18 protein-coding genes are annotated in these 18,566 nt (G+C 63.4%); 11 read left to right on the top strand and 7 right to left on the bottom strand.

What is annotated here, in order from left to right; all coding sequences use genetic code 11:
* Window positions 1-5: 5 nt before the first annotated feature.
* The 5 genes from P1J78_RS15140 to P1J78_RS15120 are packed head-to-tail and all read left to right on the top strand — an operon-like array spanning window position 6 to window position 5,286.
* Window positions 6-887: an FAD binding domain-containing protein gene (locus P1J78_RS15140; RefSeq protein WP_275568215.1), complete on the top strand. Its 882-nt coding sequence runs from the start codon at window positions 6-8 to the stop codon at window positions 885-887.
* Window positions 880-1,365, top strand: coding sequence for a (2Fe-2S)-binding protein (locus tag P1J78_RS15135; protein WP_275568214.1), 486 nt, complete (start codon window positions 880-882; stop codon window positions 1,363-1,365). Before P1J78_RS15140 ends, P1J78_RS15135 begins: the two co-directional genes overlap by 8 nt.
* On the top strand, window positions 1,362-3,758 hold the full coding sequence (locus tag P1J78_RS15130; RefSeq protein WP_275568213.1) for a xanthine dehydrogenase family protein molybdopterin-binding subunit: 2,397 nt from the start codon (window positions 1,362-1,364) through the stop codon (window positions 3,756-3,758). The genes P1J78_RS15135 and P1J78_RS15130 overlap by 4 nt, the downstream gene beginning before the upstream one ends.
* Window positions 3,755-4,660 (top strand): NAD(P)-dependent oxidoreductase, encoded by a 906-nt coding sequence (locus P1J78_RS15125; protein WP_275568212.1) that lies wholly within the window; start codon window positions 3,755-3,757, stop codon window positions 4,658-4,660. Before P1J78_RS15130 ends, P1J78_RS15125 begins: the two co-directional genes overlap by 4 nt.
* Window positions 4,661-4,662: 2 nt before the next feature.
* On the top strand, window positions 4,663-5,286 hold the full coding sequence (locus P1J78_RS15120; protein WP_309568133.1) for an SRPBCC family protein: 624 nt from the start codon (window positions 4,663-4,665) through the stop codon (window positions 5,284-5,286).
* Between the two features lie 581 nt (window positions 5,287-5,867).
* Here P1J78_RS15120 and P1J78_RS15115 read toward each other — a convergent pair.
* Both P1J78_RS15115 and P1J78_RS15110 read right to left on the bottom strand, forming a co-directional pair.
* Complete coding sequence (locus P1J78_RS15115) at window positions 5,868-6,047, bottom strand: hypothetical protein (RefSeq protein WP_275568211.1); 180 nt, start codon at window positions 6,045-6,047, stop codon at window positions 5,868-5,870.
* Window positions 6,044-7,648 (bottom strand): FAD-dependent monooxygenase, encoded by a 1,605-nt coding sequence (locus P1J78_RS15110; protein ID WP_275568210.1) that lies wholly within the window; start codon window positions 7,646-7,648, stop codon window positions 6,044-6,046. The genes P1J78_RS15115 and P1J78_RS15110 overlap by 4 nt, the downstream gene beginning before the upstream one ends.
* 88 nt (window positions 7,649-7,736) lie before the next feature.
* On the opposite strand from P1J78_RS15110, the gene P1J78_RS15105 reads away from it, so the two are divergent.
* Window positions 7,737-8,432: a helix-turn-helix transcriptional regulator gene (locus tag P1J78_RS15105; RefSeq protein WP_275568209.1), complete on the top strand. Its 696-nt coding sequence runs from the start codon at window positions 7,737-7,739 to the stop codon at window positions 8,430-8,432.
* A 654-nt stretch (window positions 8,433-9,086) separates the two neighbouring features.
* Complete coding sequence (locus tag P1J78_RS15100) at window positions 9,087-10,001, top strand: LysR substrate-binding domain-containing protein (RefSeq protein ID WP_275568208.1); 915 nt, start codon at window positions 9,087-9,089, stop codon at window positions 9,999-10,001.
* Window positions 10,002-10,163: 162 nt separating this feature from the next.
* Here the strand turns inward: P1J78_RS15100 and P1J78_RS15095 are convergent, their stop codons facing one another.
* Together P1J78_RS15095 and P1J78_RS15090 are read right to left on the bottom strand one after the other, a co-directional pair.
* A complete protein-coding gene (locus P1J78_RS15095; RefSeq protein WP_275568207.1) occupies window positions 10,164-10,796 on the bottom strand; it encodes a tyrosine-type recombinase/integrase in 633 nt (210 codons plus the stop codon).
* A gap of 200 nt (window positions 10,797-10,996) precedes the next feature.
* On the bottom strand, window positions 10,997-11,815 hold the full coding sequence (locus P1J78_RS15090; RefSeq protein WP_275568206.1) for a class I SAM-dependent methyltransferase: 819 nt from the start codon (window positions 11,813-11,815) through the stop codon (window positions 10,997-10,999).
* 720 nt (window positions 11,816-12,535) lie between these two features.
* Here P1J78_RS15090 and P1J78_RS15085 point away from each other — a divergent pair.
* Together P1J78_RS15085 and P1J78_RS15080 are read left to right on the top strand one after the other, a co-directional pair.
* Entirely contained in the window at window positions 12,536-12,976 is a 441-nt protein-coding gene (locus tag P1J78_RS15085; RefSeq protein WP_275568205.1) for a hypothetical protein, read from the top strand.
* Window positions 12,977-13,177: 201 nt separating this feature from the next.
* The gene (locus tag P1J78_RS15080) at window positions 13,178-13,975 is read left to right on the top strand and encodes a class I SAM-dependent methyltransferase (protein WP_275568204.1); all 798 of its coding nucleotides are present in this window, start codon (window positions 13,178-13,180) and stop codon (window positions 13,973-13,975) included.
* A 329-nt stretch (window positions 13,976-14,304) separates the two neighbouring features.
* Here the strand turns inward: P1J78_RS15080 and P1J78_RS15075 are convergent, their stop codons facing one another.
* The 3 genes from P1J78_RS15075 to P1J78_RS15065 all read right to left on the bottom strand — a co-directional run bounded on the left by P1J78_RS15075 (window position 14,305) and on the right by P1J78_RS15065 (window position 16,492).
* The gene (locus tag P1J78_RS15075; protein ID WP_275568203.1) at window positions 14,305-15,516 is read right to left on the bottom strand and encodes an MFS transporter; all 1,212 of its coding nucleotides are present in this window, start codon (window positions 15,514-15,516) and stop codon (window positions 14,305-14,307) included.
* Entirely contained in the window at window positions 15,513-16,013 is a 501-nt protein-coding gene (locus P1J78_RS15070) for a GNAT family N-acetyltransferase (RefSeq protein ID WP_275568202.1), read from the bottom strand. Before P1J78_RS15070 ends, P1J78_RS15075 begins: the two co-directional genes overlap by 4 nt.
* 65 nt (window positions 16,014-16,078) lie before the next feature.
* Window positions 16,079-16,492, bottom strand: coding sequence for an ester cyclase (locus P1J78_RS15065; protein WP_275568201.1), 414 nt, complete (start codon window positions 16,490-16,492; stop codon window positions 16,079-16,081).
* 174 nt (window positions 16,493-16,666) lie between these two features.
* Between P1J78_RS15065 and P1J78_RS15060 the strand changes: the two genes are divergently transcribed.
* Entirely contained in the window at window positions 16,667-17,476 is an 810-nt protein-coding gene (locus P1J78_RS15060) for a LuxR C-terminal-related transcriptional regulator (protein ID WP_275568200.1), read from the top strand.
* Window positions 17,473-18,513, top strand: a complete 1,041-nt coding sequence (locus P1J78_RS15055; RefSeq protein ID WP_275568199.1) for a LuxR C-terminal-related transcriptional regulator — start codon at window positions 17,473-17,475, stop codon at window positions 18,511-18,513. The genes P1J78_RS15060 and P1J78_RS15055 overlap by 4 nt, the downstream gene beginning before the upstream one ends.
* The last annotated feature ends 53 nt before the right edge of the window (window positions 18,514-18,566 follow it).

Below are 18,566 nucleotides of genomic sequence, written 5' to 3'. Positions count from 1 at the left end.
CGCCGATGAAACCCGTCGCCTTCGACTACCAGCGGCCGGCCAGTGTCGAGGACGCGGTCGCGCTCCTTCAGGCCCACGGACGTTCGGCCAAGCTTCTTAGCGGCGGTCAGAGTCTCGGGCCGATGCTGAACATGCGGCTGGTTCGGCCCGAGGTCGTGATCGACCTGAACGACCTGCTGGAACTCGACTACGTGCGCGAGGCGGCCGACGTGATCGAGATCGGCGCGCTCACACGCCACCACCGTCTGGCGACCGCGCCCGAGATCCTGCGCGCCCTGCCGCTGCTGGCGTATGCCGCCGCGACGATCGGGCATTTTGCGATCCGCCAGAGGGGAACGATCGGCGGCAGCCTCGTCCATGCCGATCCGGCGGCGCAACTGCCGCTGGTCGCGGTCACCCTCGCCGCCGAGATCGTGCTGCGGTCGGCGGCAGGTACGCGCTCGATCCCGGCGGCGGATTTTCTGCAGAACGTCATGACGGTCGACCTCAACGAAGACGAAATGGTCGTTGCCATCCGCTTCCCCAAGCCCAGCGCTGCGAAGGCCGGTTGGGGGATGCGCCTATTCAGTCGCCGTCGCGGCGACTTCGCGATCGTAAGCGCCGCGGTCTGGCTGCGTCGCAACCCGGACGGACGGCTCGCCGACATGCGTCTTGGCCTTGGGGGCGTCGCGCCGGTGCCCTTCCGGCTTCACGATTTGGAGGACCCAGATGACGAGGGCGCGCCGGGCGAAAGCTGGGCGAGCGACCTTGCCGGTCAGGCCGCGCAGCGGGTGGAGCCCGAGGATGCGCCCGGACTCCCGGCCGTTTATCGCCGCGAGCTTGCCTGCAACCTGCTTCGCGGGGCCTTGACAGACGCTCTTTCGCTGGCCGGAGAACGGCATGGATAGCAGACACGATATCGAGCTTAGCGTGAACGGCGACACGCACAGGATCTCGGTGCAGGCCCGCCGGCTCTTGTCCGACGCGCTGCGCGAGGACTGCGGCCTGACGGGAACCCACGTCGGGTGCGAGCACGGGGTCTGCGGGGCCTGCACGGTCCTGATCGACGGCCGGCCGGCGCGCGCCTGCCTTACCTACGCGATGCAGATGGAAGGCCACGAGATCACCACGATCGAAGGTCTCGGGGGCACAGACGGCTACAGCCCTCTGCAGCAGGCGATGCAGGACGAGCATGGCTTGCAATGCGGGTTCTGCACGCCCGGGATCCTGGTCACGTTCGAGGCGTATCTCAGGGACAACCCCGACCCGACCGAGGACGAGATCAGGGACGTCCTATCGGGCAATCTCTGCCGTTGCACCGGATACGAGAACATCGTCGCGGCCGTGAAAAAGGCCGCCGCCGGGATGCGGGGCGAGCCGGAATGACGGTGGATAGCGAGGATTTCACCGAGATCGGCAAGCCGCTTCCCCGGCGCGAGGATCGGCGGCTCCTGACGGGGCAGGGGCGTTTCGTCGACGACATCGCGATCCCCGGAGCGCTGCACGCGGTTTTCGTCCGTTCCCCGCACGGACATGCGCGGATCCGGGAGATCGATACGGTCGAGGCGCTGGAACTCGACGGTGTCGTGGGCGTGTTCACGGGCAAGGACCTGAACGCCTGGACCAATCCGCTGCGACTGGCTCCGCCGATCGAGGGACTGCTGCCGACGAAAATGACGACGTTGCCGGAGGGCAAGGTCCGCTTCCATGGCGATCCGGTCGCCTGTGTGCTCGCCGTGGACCCCTATACCGCCGAGGATGCCGCCGAACGGGTCGCGGTGACCTATGACACGCTGGAGGCCGTGACCGACGCCGCCGCGGCCCTGGCGCCCGACGCGCCGCGGGTGGACGATGACCTGGAAAGTAACCTGGTCTCGCGCCAGAGTTTCTCTGCGGGCGCGCCGGCCGCGCGGCGCCGCGAAGCCCACGCGGTGGTAGAGGCTGAGTTCCACCAGCATCGCCAGACCCACGCCCCAATGGAGACGCGTGGCTGTGTGGCGGTCTGGGACGAAGGGCGCAAGCATCTGACCATGCACATCGGCACCCAGATTCCGCATCCCCTGCGCGGCCAGCTTGCCGGGCGCCTGGGACTCTCGGAATCGCAGGTCACTGTGGTCAGTCCCGACATCGGCGGCGGCTTCGGCCAGAAGATCGCACTTTACCGAGAGGAACTCGTCATCGCGGCCCTCACGCGGCACCTGAAGCGGTCCGTGCGCTGGCGCGAAGACCGGTTGGAAAACCTGATGGCCGCCAGCCACGCCCGCGAGAACACTTGCCGCACCCGCGCCTCGGTGGATCGGTCGGGGCGGATACTCGGGCTGGAGTTCGAGATCACCGAGGACTTCGGTGCCTACTGCTTCTACCCCGCGAACTACATGTCCCGCGTGGTGGCCATGATCCTGACCGGTCCGTACCGGATCCGGGACTACGCCTACGAGGTAAAGGTGGCGCTCACCAACAAGTGCGGCAGCGGGCCGATGCGGGCCCCCATGGCGATCACCAGCTGGGTGATGGACGGCACCATCGACGCGATTGCTCGCCAACTGGGCCTGGACCCCGTGGAAGTGCGCCGTGTGAACATGCTGAGCCCGGCGGATTTCCCCCACACGATGCCGACCGGCGAGGTGCTGGAGGATATCAGCCCGGCCGAGACCTTCGAAGCCGCGGTCAAGGCGGTCGACGTCTCGGCCATACGCCGGCGCCAGGGAGCCACGTGCGACGACGGGCGACTGATCGGCCTCGGCTTCTGCACGGTGGTCGAATCGACGACCTACGGGTCGCATTTCTACAAGTCCGCCGGCATCGCCGGCTCGGGCCACGAGGCGGCCTGGGTCCGGATCGAGCCATCGGGCGCGGTGAACGCTTCTGTGGGTCTGATGGGATCGGGCCAGGGCTACGAGACGCCGCTGGCGCAGGCCGTGGCCGAAGGGCTCGGTGTCGGGACGGACGACGTGCGCGTGCACATGGGCCATACCGATATTGCCCCATACGGGATGGGCAGCCGCGGCAGCCGCGGTGCGACGGCCGGCGGCGGAACGCTCTATCTTTGCGCCCGAAAGGCGCAGGAACGGGTGCTGACGATCGCCGCCGCCGTGCTAGGGCTAAACTCGGCCGACACGGCGTCGCTTCGTCTGCGGGACCGGCGGGTCCAGAGAAGGATCGATGACGCCTGGCAGGACACGGAGCTGACCCTGCGCGATGTCGCGCGGACGGCCTATCTCGACCCCACCGCCCTGCCGGAGGGCGTGCCCCCCGGCCTCGACGTCGCGATGACCTACGATCCCCCGCCTATGACATACTCGAACGCCACCCACGCCTGCATCGTCGCGATCGAGACGGCCACGGGTCGGGTGGTGATCGAGCGCTACCTCGTGGCCGAGGATTGTGGCACCGTGCTCAACCCGGTGGTGGTGCGCGGCCAGCAGCAAGGGGCCATCGCGATGGGTCTGAGCGGGGCGCTGTTCGAAGAGGTCGTCTACGACGCGTCCGGCCAGAACATGAGCGCGACCTTCGCCGATTATCTCCTGGCCACTGCCTGCGAGTTGCCGAACTTCGAGATCCTGCACATGAACACGCCAAGCCGGCAGACTCCGGCAGGCATCAAGGGAATGGCCGAGGGTGGCGTCATGGGCGCCATCGGTGCCGTGACCAACGCGGTCAACGATGCGCTGGCTCCACTGGGTGTGGTCGCGAACCGACAACCCCTGAGCCCTCAATACATTCGCGGCCTGATCCGAAGCGCGGAAAACACGAAAAACCCAAGGAGGCACGGCTCATGACGACGTCGGATGGCAAGCAGGCGATCGGATTTATCGGTCTCGGGATCATGGGCGCCCTTATGGCCGGGCACATCCTCGAGGCGGGCCACCAGCTTCACCTCTACAACCGGACTCGGGCGAAGGCGGACGACCTGGTCGCTCACGGGGCGACCTGGCACGACAACCCCGGTCGCGTGGCCGAGCACTGCGATATCGTTTTCACTATGCTCGGCTATCCGCCAGACGTCGAGGCGGTGTTCCTCGGCCCCGACGGGCTGGTCGCGCGGGCGCGCCCCGGAACAGTGCTCGTCGACATGACGACTTCCAGCCCCGATCTCGCGCGCAGGATCGCCGAAGCCGCTGCGGCGCGGGATCTCGGCGCCCTCGACGCGCCGGTTTCGGGGGGCGACGTCGGCGCGCGGGCCGGGCGGCTCGCGATCATGGCGGGTGGCGAGCAGACCACCTTCGAGAAGGTGCGCCCCTTCTTCGAACTGATGGGGGAAACGATCGCCCACCTCGGGCCGGCCGGCGCCGGGCAGCACGCGAAACTCGCCAACCAGATCGCCATTGCCTCGACGATGATGGCCGTCAGCGAGAGCATCGCCTACGCCGAGGCGGCCGGTCTCGACCCGCGCCAGGTTCTCGACGTGATCGGCACCGGTGCGGCCTCCAGCTTCCTTCTGGTAAACCTCGGGCCGAAAATGGTCGCCCGGGATTACAGCGCCGGCTTCTTCGTCCACCATTTCGTAAAGGACATGGAAATCGCGCTCGACGAAGCCGCCCGGATGGGTCTGGACCTGCCGGGGCTGCACCTGGCCCGAAAGCTTTACCGGCGCCTGACAGAGGCCGGACACGCCGAGGATGGCACACAAGGCATCTTTCGTCTTTTCGCCGAAACCGGCCATACGCAGAACAGGGCGTGAGCATGGAACTCTCTGGCGAGCACTTTATTCGGGCCAGCCAAGAAAAGGTCTGGGAGAGCCTGAACGATCCCGAAACGTTGCGTCGTAGCATACCCGGTTGCGAGTCCATGGAGCAAACCGGAGAGAACGAGTTCACTGCGACGGTGGTGGCCCGTGTCGGACCCGTCGAGGCCAGGTTCAAGGGCAAGGTGGAACTCGAAGACCTCGACCCCCCGAACGGATATACGCTTCGAGGCCGCGGGCAGGGCGGACCGGCGGGGTTCGCGAAGGGAACTGCGCGCGTAACGCTCGAGTCCGAGTCAGAGGGGACGAGGCTGCGTTATGTGGCCAATGCCGACGTTGGCGGCAAGCTGGCCAGCGTGGGGGGGAGGCTGATTCAGAGCGTCGCCAAGAAAACCGCGGCCGAGTTCTTCGAAAACTTCAACACGGTCGTAACCGGCGGGACACCGAATGGCCGAACCACCGGGCGATCGGGAAAAACCACCGTTGCGCCGCTGGACAGACGAGAAGACAGCGCAGTGACTGGTCGTCATCGCTATTCGGCTCACATCCCCCTCATCGACCGTGTGGCTTGGCTTCTCGTCGGTGTGGCGGTGGGAGTGGCCGTGACGCTGATGGCGGCATGAACAGTTGCTTCCATGTGAGAGCTGATTAATAGGTTCAAGTCTTGCGTGGTGGAGTGAGTCCAGCATTTTCCTCTGATCCATTATTTCAGAAGTGGAATATTACACAACGTCAGACGCGGGCCGGGGGAGTGGGTTCGCTACAGTACGCCGGAGGAACCGGCCGAATACCTGGCGACCTGCACTCCGGCCTTCTCGCCTGAAAGCGTAAATCGCGACGAGGCGTGAGGTGATCAGACGGTCGACGGCCGCACCCTCCGTGTTTCGGGTTCTGCAGGTATTCCGAAAGGCGACCCTGCCGAACCCGACGCGCGTAACTGGACTAATCCGCTTTGCCGTGCGGTGACGTTCCCACGACGCCGATTTGTTCGCGGATAAGATCACTGTGTCGCGCGGCCGAAAACAGGCTGTCCAGCTTGATAAATCCTCTGAGAAAATTTCGCTCAGGCCACGCTGCTTTGCATCTTAGATGGCTAGTGGCGGCTTAGAGCCCTCTGCCGCATTGGCGGGAGAGGGCGGGAAGCGGTCGTTCGGGTCGAGGCCGTCAACGTCGATGTTGCAAGATTTCGCAATCCTGGAAAAGCTTAGATGTCCAGATTTCGAGACGCCTCTTCGATACGCGTGAGCACGCCTTCGACTTGGCCGAGATCGTTAGCCAGGAGCAGCGCGAGTTTGGCCAGAAAAACCTCGCGTTTCGCATCTGCGACGTTATCAAGCCGGGTCGCGAGGGCTTCGTAGATGGTTTCGACCTCTGCGGGCGTCATTGTTGATGTTCTCCGATAGCGTTCAGCAGCGCTGCGGCGATTGCGTCCGGGGTGGCCGCTTTCCAGCGGGCTGCGATGTGGCCGTCTGGCCGAACAAGATAGGCGCTGCTCGGCCCCATGCCCAGACCGGCCGCGGCCTGCGTGTCGGCCCCAAGCACAACGACAGCCAGTTCGTCCGAGGCGAACGATTGCAGCGTCTGGTCGCAGGTTATCAAGGTAAACCCCGCGCCCATCTGGTCTGATAGGAACGTGTCGCCGACCTGCGTATTGGGCAGCGTCGCGCCAGGGACCGGGCCTGTCTCGAATCCCGGGGCGTCGGGCGCAACGATCGGACTATCCGCGTAAGTGTAGGGGGTCATCTGACGCGGGTTGGCCAACTGCCCGGCAAAGGGATGGGTCAGGGCGAGGCTGAGGGCGGCATCGCGCATGAGGGTCCAGCCGGGCGTCGGCGGCGTCATGAACCGCGCAGATTTCGACGCGTTTGCAAAGACGTCCAGCGTCGCGCCGCGCCGTTCGGGCGAGTAGCTGTCGAGCAGTGCCTCCGGCGCGGTGCCTTTGACCACGCGCGACAGTTTCCATCCAATATTCTGCGCGTCAGCCAATCCATTGTTCAAGCCGCGAACGCCGAAGATCGGCACGATATGCGCGCTGTCTCCGATAAAGAACACCCGCCCGTCGCGGTAATCGTCGAGCGCGAGGGTGTTGGCGGAGTAGGCACTCCACCATTCCAACTCCCAATCGCCAGAAAACTCCAGATCGGCCAGGACCGCAGCCACCGACCGGCGCACTTCGTCTTCCGCAACCGCGCTTTCCGTGTCTTCGTCGTCGTGCAGTTGGTAGTCGATCCGCCAGATATTGTCGGGCTGTTTATGGACGAGAACCGTTCCTCCGCGCCGGCAGTCGGGATCGAACAAGGCGCGGCGGATGGTCGGATAATCGTGATCCATTTGCACGTCGGCAATAACATAGCGGCCCTCGTAGTTTTCCCCTTTGAGCCGCAGTCCGCGCTTTTTGCGAATCTGGCTGCGCGCGCCGTCAGCGGCCAGCACCCAATCCGCTGTGACGTCATAGTCCCCCAAGGGGTCGCGCACGCTCAGGCAGACGCCATTATTGGTATCGGCCACATCGGTCACTTCGCTTTGCCACCGGGTCTCGATTAGCGGCTCCCGCGTGATTGCATCCCACAGATATTGCTCAATGAACTGCTGCTGGATGTTATACATCGGTCGATATTTCTCGTCCGGGCTATCGGGCATTTCGAATTCGAGGATCTGGCGGCCCCGGTAAAAACTGCGCCCTGTCGTCCAGCCCAGCGATTTTTCGAGGAAGGGCGCGACGGCACCGATCCTTTCGAGGATGTGAAAGCTCTGGCGTGCGACACAAATCGCCCGGCTGCCGTCGTTAAAGGTCGACTTCGCGTCAAAGAGGACCGAGGGAATGCCGTCCTTCGCCAAAGCCAAAGCGGCCGTCATGCCCACGGGGCCTGCGCCGACGATCGCGACCTTGGCGCGTGCGCCAAGACCGTCCCGATCCACTGTAGGCTCGAAGTAAGGATAGTCGAAATAGAGCGAGTCCGTGACTGCGCGGCCCTGTGGTCTCATGTCCTGTCCTCCCATCGGTTGCGCGACCGTAGCGGTCACGGTAACGCCCTGTCTGTCCCCCTTGGTAGGGGACATGCTACAAAGCGGCATGTCCTCGACCGCTCGTATGATAGATGCCTGCCTTGAAACACTTGGCTCCGAGGGTTTCGCGCCGGTCTTTGCCGATTTCGTCGAAACGCTGGGGGTGGACCAAATCATGGTCTTCGCGATCTCGGCTGATGCCGCCCGGTGTCTTTTCTCGCGTCACTTCGCCAATGCAGCACTGGCTGGCGATCTGGCGGCGGCCTACCTCGAAGGCGGGTATCGCGACGACCCCTTGTTGCCCGCCTTGAAGGATGCGCCGCGCGATAGTGTCGAAATGCATCGGCTGGAAGACATGGCGACCCGGATGGATGCGGATTACCGCCACAGGTTCTTCGACGCACCCGGCCTGTCCGCGAAGACCACGGTGATTGCCGTTGGGGATACCCTGAGGCTCTTCGTCAGCTTCTACGCCGCCGACGCGGTGCGCGACGCTTGCAACCCGGATCTTGCACGTTTGGCCGGGCGGCTGACCCTGATGCATTTCGAACGGGCGTTTGACACGGGTGTTCCCGCGCCGCTGACCGTCTTGAGTGACCGTGAACGAGCGGTGTGTCTCGGCATACTGTCGGGCCAAAAATCAGAAGCCATCGCGGCGGATCTGGGCGTCGCCGCCTCCAGCGTGATCACCTATCGAAAGCGGGCGTATGGCAAATTGGGTGTGACCTCCCGCGCGGGCCTCTTTGCGATCTGCTCGACATAGGCAGAAGGGCGCAAAGGGGAGGGCTTACGATTGCCCAAGGTTCGTTCGAGAGCGGACCGGCAGTCTTGGCCGGCGTTTCTCTTGCCTTAGATCGGATGCGCCAAGGGAGCCGATTGGGTGCGGCGTCGATTTCCGGCCGCAAGAAGGATCGACGACCTCTCAGGTCCGTGAGCGGGCTCGTGCGTTTGGGCGGAATGCGGACCTTCGCTGCAATGGCACGCGATAAACGTCACTAAGGCCAAAGCTGACATTCAAGGCCATCAGATGGCTGAAGCGGTAGCCGATCGTGTGGGCGTCTCCAACACGACCCGGAGCTGTCCCTTGCGCCACACCGTTTTGTTTGGCGTCGAGGCAGCGGCATCGCGTCTGAACCCGAGGTCGCCCAAAAGGTGAGGTGAGAGCAGTGCTACTCGCTCGAGCTCCTCGAGCAGGCGTTCGTCTGACGACCGCGGCTTGCGCCAAGGAATAAATATCCCCATCCTGATGAAGAGTGGAGCCTTGGTTGAGATCGCTGGTCCGAAGTTATGAGTTTGCGTTTGCATTCAAAACTCTTTCTGTTTACCTCCAGTTATTTTACCATTCCGCCAATGCGCACAGCAAACCACGTTATTGGACCCATAGGATGAAGAAAGGTGATCCTTTGCCGTGAATCGAATGCCGCCCCTCAACGCCCTCAGGGCATTCGAGGCCGCCTCGCGGCATGGTGGTTTCATTGGTGCGAGCGAAGAGCTCAACGTGACCCGCGGCGCAATCAGTCGGCACGTCAGATTGCTCGAGGACCATTTGGGCGTTCAGCTGTTTGTCCGCCTGGCACAGGGGGTCCGACTGACAGCGGCAGGCCGGCAACTTCAACCGGTATTGTCGGAGGCTTTCGCCCTGATCCACAGGGAGGTAGAACGGATTTCATCCGATGCTTCGGAATTGAGAGTGATATGCCCTCCGGGAACGTCGATCCGGTGGCTCCTCCCAAAGCTGGAGGATTTCCGAAGCCTTCACCCTGATTTGCGTGTGCGGCTGACGACAGATTTCTACGCCGACGGCGGCTTCGATCCTGTCGAGACCGATGTCGGCTTCTCGGTTTCGAACTTGCCCAATCGACCGAAATCGTTGGAGACTCAGACACTCTTTCCGATAATGCTCACCCCGGCTTGCGCGCCAGGCTATCTGAAAGAGAGGTCGCTCACATCACCAGAGGCACTCGCTTCTTGCGAGCTGTTGCACGAAAACAGGCATCATTCCGACTGGAAGGCTTGGACGGATGATTTCCCAGAGCTCGGGGTCGATCCGGCCGCTGGTCAGCACTTTCCAAACATCGATCTCGCGACAAAGGCGGCGGTCATGGGCATCGGCATCGTGATGGCGGACCTCGTGCTGTGCCGCGAGGAACTCGAAGCAGGCACGCTCATTGCGCCGTTTCCGGACATGGTGTGCCACTCACCTTTGGACGGCATCTGCCTCCTCGGCGGAGCCGACAAGTGGCACATTCCCAAGGTCGAGGCATTCAAGTCATGGGCGCACGACACCTCTGAGGCAGACCGGGCCTCGGTCAGTCATCTGATGCACGACTAAGAGGCAAGTGCGCTTGCGATGTTTTCGTGGGCAGACATGACCTCCGACGGCATCGCTGTTTCGTATGCGCAGAAAATGACGGCTTCGACGGGCCGCGGCGCAGCATCGTAGTAGGTTATGGAGCCGCCTGTATCAGCCGCCCGCGAAGGTCGACCCCGTCGATCAAATCTCCACAGCCTCAGATATCGCGAGCGCATCCTCGAAATCGACACCGAGGTAGCGAACGGTGCTGTCCATCTTGGTGTGCCCGAGCAGGAGTTGCACCGCGCGCAGGTTGCCGGTCTTCCGGTAGATTTGCGCAACTTTCGTCCGGCGCATCGAATGCGTGCCATACGAACTCGGTTCAAGGCCGATGGACGTCGCCCAATCGCGCACGAGACTTGCATACTGGCGGGTCAAAATGTGGAGCGTCTCGTGGAAGCGGCCGGGCCAGAGGTGTTCCGAGCCGATCATTGCCGGATCATCGAGCCATGTTGAAACCGATTTTCGGGTGCCTTCCGTGATTTCGAAGCGAACCGGCATCTTCGTCTTGCTCTGGGTGATGGACGCTCGCTCTTTGACCTGACCGGCGGCGAAGACATCCGCCACCTTCAGCTTTACGAGATCGCACCCACGGAGCTCGCTGTCGATAGCGAGGTTGAAGTGCGCGAGATCACGCGCGCGGTTCGCGATTTCCAGGCGCACGCGGATCGCCCAGACGTGTTTGGGTCGGAGCGGTCGTTTTTGCCCGACGATGCGTCCCTTGTTCCAGGCGGGTCGGCAGGTGCGGATGGCAGGTAAGTTGGTGGCAGACATGTCGGCTCCTCCAGTCCAACCACGTCCCACCACGTCGCCGACCCGGTGCCGGCGCCTCATGATATCCCTTCGCGGTCACAGAGATCGTCCGCTTCGCGCCCTTTGCAGACATGGAGTCGCCGGGGGGCTGATAGAGCGATGCCAACACTTGTATCTGGACTTGGGGCCAGCCGAACCAAAAGCATTTCGACACGGTTTGGTCAGGCGCACTCGGCCTCGATTACGGAAACCACAACGGGTACTCGCCAACAGTTCCCATCTGCGTGCCGCTCCGCAACGATCTCGGTCATGCGCGTTCGCATCAAGGCGACTGTCTCCGGCGTCTGACCGGAAATCAGCATCTTGGCGCCAACGGTCGCCTCGTTGAAAATGTCAAAGAGTTCCGATGGGTCCCGAAGCACCCATGCCTCCTCGATGTCTTCGTGCGCGATCATGGTGAGGCCCGCCGCGGCCATCATCTTGCGGGCATCGTCCGGGCGGGAGAAAGCGAAAAGGTCGGGTTGGGGCGCCGCGCCAGAGAAGTCTCCGAGGGCGCGGAAGGTGCCAAAGGCCGCTCCGAACGCAGGGGAGCGATCCGGTGCGGCCCAGGTTGCCATAAGGAAGCGGCCGCCTGGTCGTAAGACGCGGCAGATCTCCGCCAGTGCAGCCGGTTGGTCGGGAATGTGCATCATCCCGAAATTGCTGATCACGCTGTCAAAGGCACCGTCTCGGAACTGCAGAGTGGTCGCGTCTCCCTCTACGAATTCAATACCGGGCGCGTGCTTGCGTGCGATGGCGAGCATCTCGGGCGAGAAGTCGAGCCCGGTCACCCGGGCACCAGCGTCGGCGAGCGCTGCCGTCAGCGCCCCATGGCCACAGCAGAGGTCAAGGATGTGACGGCCTTCTGGGGCCACCTGCGCCACGAGACGCGCAGCCACGGCGTCTACCACTGGGCCGAAGCGCTCGACATAGGCGGCGACGATGGTTGCATCGGCCCATCCGGCGCGCTCAGCCTTCGCGAACGTGGCAAACTTGACCATTTGGTGTTCTCCCACGGCACCAATCGCACCCGAACATGGCCCAAAGGGGCGGTAAGGATCAAGATATGGCGGCGATCCAGCGGAGCGCACAAGGCGATCAAATAACAAGACCGCGCCATCGAATTCATCATGGGCCGTACTGCATCGCCCTGCGATGTCGAACTGATCTCCGTGAGTGGCCCCTTCGTCCCGCTTAGTTGACTTTCTGAGGTCGGGACATGCTGCAAGACCGACACGAACTGCTGCTTCGGAGAAAGTCCCGTCGCAGCATGCGCAGGGCTACGAACGGCAACAAGGGGCCGGGAGCCTCGGCGGCGCCTTGCCATGATGGCCATTGTGACCGCTACACAGCCGCACCGCCGCAGGTCGGCTTCGAGCCCAATTTGACGCCGCGGCAAATGAAGGCCGTTTGCGACGTGGTTGGTTCTGCGATGGCAAGATCGGGTGACTGCGAAGGCTTGGGATTGGTCGCACTGCGAGTGGACCAGAGAAGGCAAGTTGGCGCCGCGAACAATCTCGCTGTATGGATTTCCGGTAATCGGGTCATCCCTGTAGATCAACGGAATTGTCGCCAGATCGCCGGCAAAAGGACCCCCTCCGGTAGGGTGACGGGTAACCGTCTTGCCGGGTGTTCCCGCGATTTGTAGTCGGGCCCATATTGGCTTAGAGGCTGTAATTGGGCGGCGCGTCCGCCCCGGGCGTTCCTGGATTTATTGGGCCATGACGATGCGTTCTTCCTCTATCGCGATACTGGCAGCCGGTGCGCTTGCCTGTCCGGCAAACGCTTTGACCCCCGCGATGCCTCAATGCAGTCGTGCTGAACTCGCTCCGCAGGAAACGGGCTACGAAGGCTACGCCTACAGCATCGCCGGCAATGGGTTCGTGTCCTACGAGCGGCGGTTGCTGGGCGGTGGGCGCTGGGAATTCATCCTCGAACACTGCCCAAGCCGCCAGCGTTTGACAGTGTTTGTGACAGGCGGCGACGAGTCGCTGAACCGGCAGTCGCTTTACAACGCAATCGCGCCGGTTCTCGCAGCCTCGGAAAGCGAAAAAGCATACACATTGCAGGATCTTGGGCGCCTTGCCCGCGATGCAGGAGCGGAAGCCGGGGTTGCTAGAGCAGGCTATCTGAGCTGCGTTTGCGCGCAACTGGGATACTGAACGCGTCGGAACCTCGGAAAATGCACCGCCGCAAGATGCATGATCTTGCACGCTCAACGCATGGCGGCTTGGTCCGCTGAGCAGACCCTCGGCCCTGCGTCCAGCCAAAATGACCAAGCCAAACCGTCGGATGACGGCTTGGAGCCGGGAGCAGACATAAAAGGCTGAGTATGGTAGTATCAGCCAGCTTGGGAGGCGGCCATGACGGAAGGGATCACCTTTGCTGACAGGTATCAGTCCGTACTGGTGCCGGTCATTTTTGAGCCATGGGCAAGAGAGTTGATCGGCCGCGCCGATATACAGGCTGGCGATCATATCCTCGATCTCGCCTGCGGTACCGGGGTAGTGACAAGAGAGGTTGCAAAACGGACACCCAGCTTCGGTAGTCTTACTGCGGTCGATCATAGTGCCGAGATGCTCAGGGTTGCCCGATCCTTGGTCGACGAGCCCGGGCTTAACGTCGAATGGGTCGAGGCCGACGCAGCCGCCCTTCCGCTTGCCGACAATCGGTTCGATCTGGCCTTTTGTCAGCAGGCACTGCAGTTCTTCCCTGACAAGCTGGCCGCGCTTCGGGAACTGCGGCGCGTGCTGAAGCCCGGGGGGCGAGCGGTCTTCTGTGTTCAGAAAGGGCTGGACGTCAATCCGATGCTCAAGGCGCAGGCCGAAGCGCTGGAAGCCCATGTTGGTGCTGACGCAGCCGCAGCCGTCAGGGCGATTTGCAGTTTGGCGGACGGCGCCGAGATTCAGCAGCTTTTCGAGCAGGCGGGGTTCCGGACAATCGATGTGACGTCCGTTACTCTTGATCTTACGCACCCTGACGCCATGGTGTTCGCCACCGGCGCCATGGGTGGAATGCATACCGGTGACAAGCTCTCCGGCCTTGCGGACGAAGCCGTTGACGGTGCGGTCGAAGCCTTTCTTGCTGGCTTGGGCAATTGTCTGGACGGGCGCTGCCTGCATTTCCCACATGTATCAAATGTTGTCGTGGCAACGGCCTGAGACACAGAAAACACGAGCCCAAATCCAATGGCAGCTTGGTCCGGATGGCGGACCTTGAGTCGCCGAATTATGCTGCACGCCGCCGTGAATGACCGCTTTGGGGAAGCTGCGCCGCAGCGACGAGCAACTCGGCGGAGGTCCGGTGAGGGCCGAAACCGTCGACAAGGGCAGCCTTGCCGTAGCACATCGCCGGCGCCCCAACTTGCGGCGAATGCCGAGGTGGCGATTTCGGCCCAACCCTGCGCCCATGTCGATCAGCGGCGGTATAGGTTTTCCCGTCTCGTCCGTCACGGTCTGCTCGGTCAGGGCCAGCGACTGGCGGATTTCCATCAAGCGGACTCCCGAAGCACGGTTGGTATGGGCCGGGCCCTCAGCATCCGGAACGTAAAGGCCAGCGGGATGACCAGCGCGAACAGTCCCGCCCCGAATAGCATGGCGGTATTCGGCGTCCCGGTGCGATCCACCAACCAGCCGGCGACCGTCGGACTGACCGCCATCACCGCTTGGTAGAGTGTGAAGAACACGCCCATTCCGAAGGCGCGCCGCTCCGGTGCGACGGCTTGGCCGCTCAGCGCCATGATCACGCCTGCCGGTGCCATACCGATGATCCCGAACAGCAGGCTGGCACCCAGTCCCGCGCCGGGCACCTGAAGCAGCAAGAAGGCTGCTGCACCGGCCAGCATGCCGGCGACGAGCACGGTGTCGCGCCGCCCGAACCGGTCGACGATCTGCCCGCAGGCAGCGCCGGAGAAGATCATGACCCAGCTTGCCACGCTGATGATCGACGCCGCCGCCAGCAATGTCATGCCACGCGCCTCGAGCACCGCAGGACCGAAACTGAGCCAGGTTATGTAGCCCGCATTGAACACGCCCCACGCGATCCCTGCGCAGCAGATCATTGCCGATTCGCGTGGCATCAGCCGCAGATTGCGTCCGGTGACCGGCGGCAGATCGTGCGGTGGGCGATACAGCGCCCAGACGCCGATCGCCGCCAGCGCGCACCAGGTCGAGGCCATGAGGAAAGGCAGCCGCCAATCGAACACCGTCACCAGCCAGGTGTGGCCGACTTGTCCGATCGCGATCCCGAGCGGCCAGCTCATGACGAGAAGAGACATCGCGGTGGCGATCTCGCGGCCTGCGAACCACTCTGCAACCATCTTGGTGAAGTACAGCGTCACGACGAGGAAGCCGGCGCCTGCAACGATACGGCCGAGGCCAAGCGCTTCGGGAAGGGTTGCAAAGGCTGATATGAGGCCGCCGACCGCCAATGCGGCGAGGCCCGCAGCCGAAAGCACCCGGTCCGAGGCAAAGCGCGCAAACGCACCCGCGGGCAGCGCCAAGAACAGCCCCGGCGCCATGAAAAGTCCGATCATCAGCCCAAGTTGCGCATTGTCGAATGCGAATACTTCGGCAATCTCGTTGCCGGCGGATCCGACTGTCTGGAACTGCACGCCAAGGCTCGCGCGCGCGAAGACAAGCAGGGCGAGGATGCGCCAGCGAAGCGCGATCCGGGTGCGCATCGTCTCCGACGGGGTCGTCATGTCCTGTACTCCATGTAGACGAACCATGGATCGACCTCGATCGGGTCGGCGCATTCCGGGTAGCGGTCGATGTACTGAAAGCCGATCGGCTCATAGATCCGCAGCATGTCCGTGTTGCCCTTGATCGCGTTGACCAGGAGCCTGCGATAGCCCAACTCGCGCGCGGCTGCCATTCGGGCGGCAACGATGGCGCGGCCCAGCCCGAAACCCGACGCCTCGGGGCGGACGTAAAGTCGTTTCAACTCGGCCGCGTCGGGACGGATTTGTTGCAGCGTACCGCAGCCCACCAATCGGTCTTGTGCATCATGCACCAGGATCAGCCGCCCGGTGGGGGGAAGGAAATGCGCAAGGTTGGGCCAGAACGACGCCTTGAGCTCATGCGGCGTGTCGGCATAGGGCACGCCTGCCGCGGCCAGCTTGGCGACGATGACCGCATAGTAGTCCAGCAACAGCTCGTCGAGGGCGGCGCGGTCAGCAACTTCGGTCACGGCGGTCATGCGGAACCCCGCGTCAACAGCGTGTGGCGAAAGCCCCGCCGCGCCTTTGATCGTAGCCGGCTGCATCATGCCCATCCCAATTGGCGCACCGCGTGCACATCGTTCCAGATCTTGGTCATGTGCTGGATGCGGCCGCCCTCGAATGTCATGACATAGGCATAATCCGACGCGACCGCCTTGCCCGTCGGCGCAACCGGGCCGTCCGCACCGGTTTGGGTGCCGTGGAACACCGCGGCGGCGACGACCTTCCCGCGACCCTCGTCCGCGGCAAACGCCGTCAGGTCGTAGCGCCCGTCGGGGACCGGTGTCAGCAGGCCCTTCATCCACTCGGTGTAGCCTTGCAGCGTTGTCACATCGGCCAGAGCGTCGGCCTGGCAGGCAAAGCCTGCATCGGCGTGGCAGAAGCCCTCGCAAGCGGTCCAGCCACCCCCTGTCTCACAAGCCTCGAAAAAGTCGCGTGCTGTCTGTTCCATGTTCATCGGTTTGTCCCTTTCGCTTGATGAGGACAGCATGACCGCTGGAGGCTCTGCGCGGCATCGGCCAGATGCATTATTCGAAGGGGGCGGCGTGTAGTATTTTCATACTGCATCTGCGGGATTGCCCTATGCGGCGGCACGCGAAAGGATCGACTGACCACAGGGAACCGCCACGCCATGCCGCAAGACCTGCTCAGCCCGCGCGAGATCGAGATCGCCACCGCCTACGCACAAGGTGAAACCTATGGAAAGATCGCAAGTCGGCTGGGTATCGCGCCAACCACTGTGCGCACGCATTTGGCCACGATCTACCGCAAGCTTGGCGTGTCGTCGAAGCTGGACCTGCATGCCCACCTGATCGGCGATGCGACGCCTGCGCAGGAAAGCACGGATTTCGCGGCCGTGATCTCGGAACTCGCCCTGAGCCTTGAAGAGGCGCTGAGCCGCGAGCGCGCGCTGGCCGAGGTGCTGCGCATCATCAGCCGGTCGCGGGGCGAGACCGACGCGGTCGTCTCGTCGATCCTCGGCCACGCGCTGGAGCTGTGTGAGGCGGAGTTCGGCATCTTGTTCGACTACCACGGGCACAAGAGCTTCGAAGCCACGCATGACCGCGGCATTCCAGACGCGTTTCGAGACTGGCTGACCGCGCAGGGCGCATTTGTCGTGGGGCCACGCACCGGCCTGGGCCGTGTGGTCTCGGGGCAGGCGCCGGTGAACATTTTCGATGTGCGTGCCGAAGAGATCTTTCGCAGCGCCGACCCGCTGCGATGGGCGACAGCTTATCTGGGCGGCGCGCGGTCTTTCGTGGCAATCCCTATGATGTCGGGAAAAGGTCTGGCCGGCGCCTTCACGATCTACCGCCAGAGCGTCCGACCGTTTTCGGCAACCGCCGTGGCGCTGGCGCAGAGTTTTGCCGACCAGAGCGTCATCGCGCTGGAAAACGCGCGCCTGTTCGCAGCGTTGAAGGACGGGGTGGCCCCGCAATGACCAACATCGTTTCGCTCAGCAGCCGCGAGCAGGAGATTGCGCAGGCCTTCGCCGGCGGCGAAACCTACCAGCAGATTGCCGACCGTCTGGGCATAGCGCCCACGACGGTGCGCACGCATCTGGCAACGATATGCCGCAAGCTCGATGTTTCCACGAAACTGGCCCTGCGCGACCGACTGAACGCGTCCGCCAGCGCGCCCGTTGCCATCGATGGTCCGCCACGTCCCGAACGACCCTCGATTGCTGTACTTGCATTCGAAAACATGTCGGACGATCCCGAACAGGAGTTTTTCTCCGACGGGATCACCGCCGACATCATCACCGCTCTGTCACGCTCTCCATGGCTGTTCATCATCGCGCGCAACACCTCCTTCACCTACAAAGGCAGCCGCGTGGACGTCCGGCAGGTCGCGACCGAGCTGGGCGTGCGCTTCGTGCTGGAGGGCGCGGTGAGGCGCTCGGGCGACCGCATCCGCGTGACCGCGCAGCTGATCGACGGCGATACTGGCGGGCATGTCTGGTCGGATCGCTACGACGGACAGACGCGGGACGTCTTCGACCTTCAAGACGAAATTACGCGTCAGGTCACCGCGTCGATCCAGACCGTCGTCCATCTCAGCACGATCGAGGAGCCTGTCGAGCGCCTGTCTCGCCCCGACCTTACGGTATGGGAGCTGACTATGCGGGCGTGGCATCTGCTATACGACTTCACACCCGAGGCCTTCGCCGCGGCCAAGACGCTCCTGGAACGGGCGCTCGCGCTCGATCCAGAAAGCGCCGAGGCGAACATGATCCTTTCGCTGATCAATCATCACGTCGCACTCTTGGGCTTTACCTCCGATACCCGCGCCGCGATAGAGGCGGCCTATGCGCTCGCGCAGCGTGCCGTTCGGCTCGACGATCGCAACGAGTACACGCATTGGGCGCTCGGCATCAGTTGCTGGGGACTGGAGCGTCACGATGAAAGCATCGCGGCGCTCGAACGCGCGGTGGAGCTTAACAGGCTGCTGAAAAACTCTGCCTCGACAGGGGTTTGAGAACGTGATTCACCCTTTGCACGGCATGCTGGGGGTGATGATGCGCGGGACGG

The sequence above is a fragment of the Psychromarinibacter sediminicola genome, from assembly GCF_029168335.1.
GTDB lineage: Bacteria > Pseudomonadota > Alphaproteobacteria > Rhodobacterales > Rhodobacteraceae > Psychromarinibacter > Psychromarinibacter sediminicola.
The sequence above is the reverse complement of the archived record's forward strand: the minus strand, read 5'-3'. Positions and strand labels throughout refer to the sequence as shown.

Bases quoted from the DNA above. Each gene is read 5' to 3' on its own strand.
- P1J78_RS15140 (WP_275568215.1), top strand. From the start codon at position 6: ATGAAACCCGTCGCCTTCGACTACCAGCGGCCGGCCAGTGTCGAGGAC.
- P1J78_RS15135 (WP_275568214.1), top strand. From the start codon at position 880: ATGGATAGCAGACACGATATCGAGCTTAGCGTGAACGGCGACACGCAC.
- P1J78_RS15130 (WP_275568213.1), top strand. From the start codon at position 1,362: ATGACGGTGGATAGCGAGGATTTCACCGAGATCGGCAAGCCGCTTCCC.
- P1J78_RS15125 (WP_275568212.1), top strand. From the start codon at position 3,755: ATGACGACGTCGGATGGCAAGCAGGCGATCGGATTTATCGGTCTCGGG.
- P1J78_RS15120 (WP_309568133.1), top strand. From the start codon at position 4,663: ATGGAACTCTCTGGCGAGCACTTTATTCGGGCCAGCCAAGAAAAGGTC.
- P1J78_RS15115 (WP_275568211.1), bottom strand. From the start codon at position 6,047: ATGACGCCCGCAGAGGTCGAAACCATCTACGAAGCCCTCGCGACCCGG.
- P1J78_RS15110 (WP_275568210.1), bottom strand. From the start codon at position 7,648: ATGAGACCACAGGGCCGCGCAGTCACGGACTCGCTCTATTTCGACTAT.
- P1J78_RS15105 (WP_275568209.1), top strand. From the start codon at position 7,737: ATGTCCTCGACCGCTCGTATGATAGATGCCTGCCTTGAAACACTTGGC.
- P1J78_RS15100 (WP_275568208.1), top strand. From the start codon at position 9,087: ATGCCGCCCCTCAACGCCCTCAGGGCATTCGAGGCCGCCTCGCGGCAT.
- P1J78_RS15095 (WP_275568207.1), bottom strand. From the start codon at position 10,796: ATGTCTGCCACCAACTTACCTGCCATCCGCACCTGCCGACCCGCCTGG.
- P1J78_RS15090 (WP_275568206.1), bottom strand. From the start codon at position 11,815: ATGGTCAAGTTTGCCACGTTCGCGAAGGCTGAGCGCGCCGGATGGGCC.
- P1J78_RS15085 (WP_275568205.1), top strand. From the start codon at position 12,536: ATGACGATGCGTTCTTCCTCTATCGCGATACTGGCAGCCGGTGCGCTT.
- P1J78_RS15080 (WP_275568204.1), top strand. From the start codon at position 13,178: ATGACGGAAGGGATCACCTTTGCTGACAGGTATCAGTCCGTACTGGTG.
- P1J78_RS15075 (WP_275568203.1), bottom strand. From the start codon at position 15,516: ATGACGACCCCGTCGGAGACGATGCGCACCCGGATCGCGCTTCGCTGG.
- P1J78_RS15070 (WP_275568202.1), bottom strand. From the start codon at position 16,013: ATGACCGCCGTGACCGAAGTTGCTGACCGCGCCGCCCTCGACGAGCTG.
- P1J78_RS15065 (WP_275568201.1), bottom strand. From the start codon at position 16,492: ATGAACATGGAACAGACAGCACGCGACTTTTTCGAGGCTTGTGAGACA.
- P1J78_RS15060 (WP_275568200.1), top strand. From the start codon at position 16,667: ATGCCGCAAGACCTGCTCAGCCCGCGCGAGATCGAGATCGCCACCGCC.
- P1J78_RS15055 (WP_275568199.1), top strand. From the start codon at position 17,473: ATGACCAACATCGTTTCGCTCAGCAGCCGCGAGCAGGAGATTGCGCAG.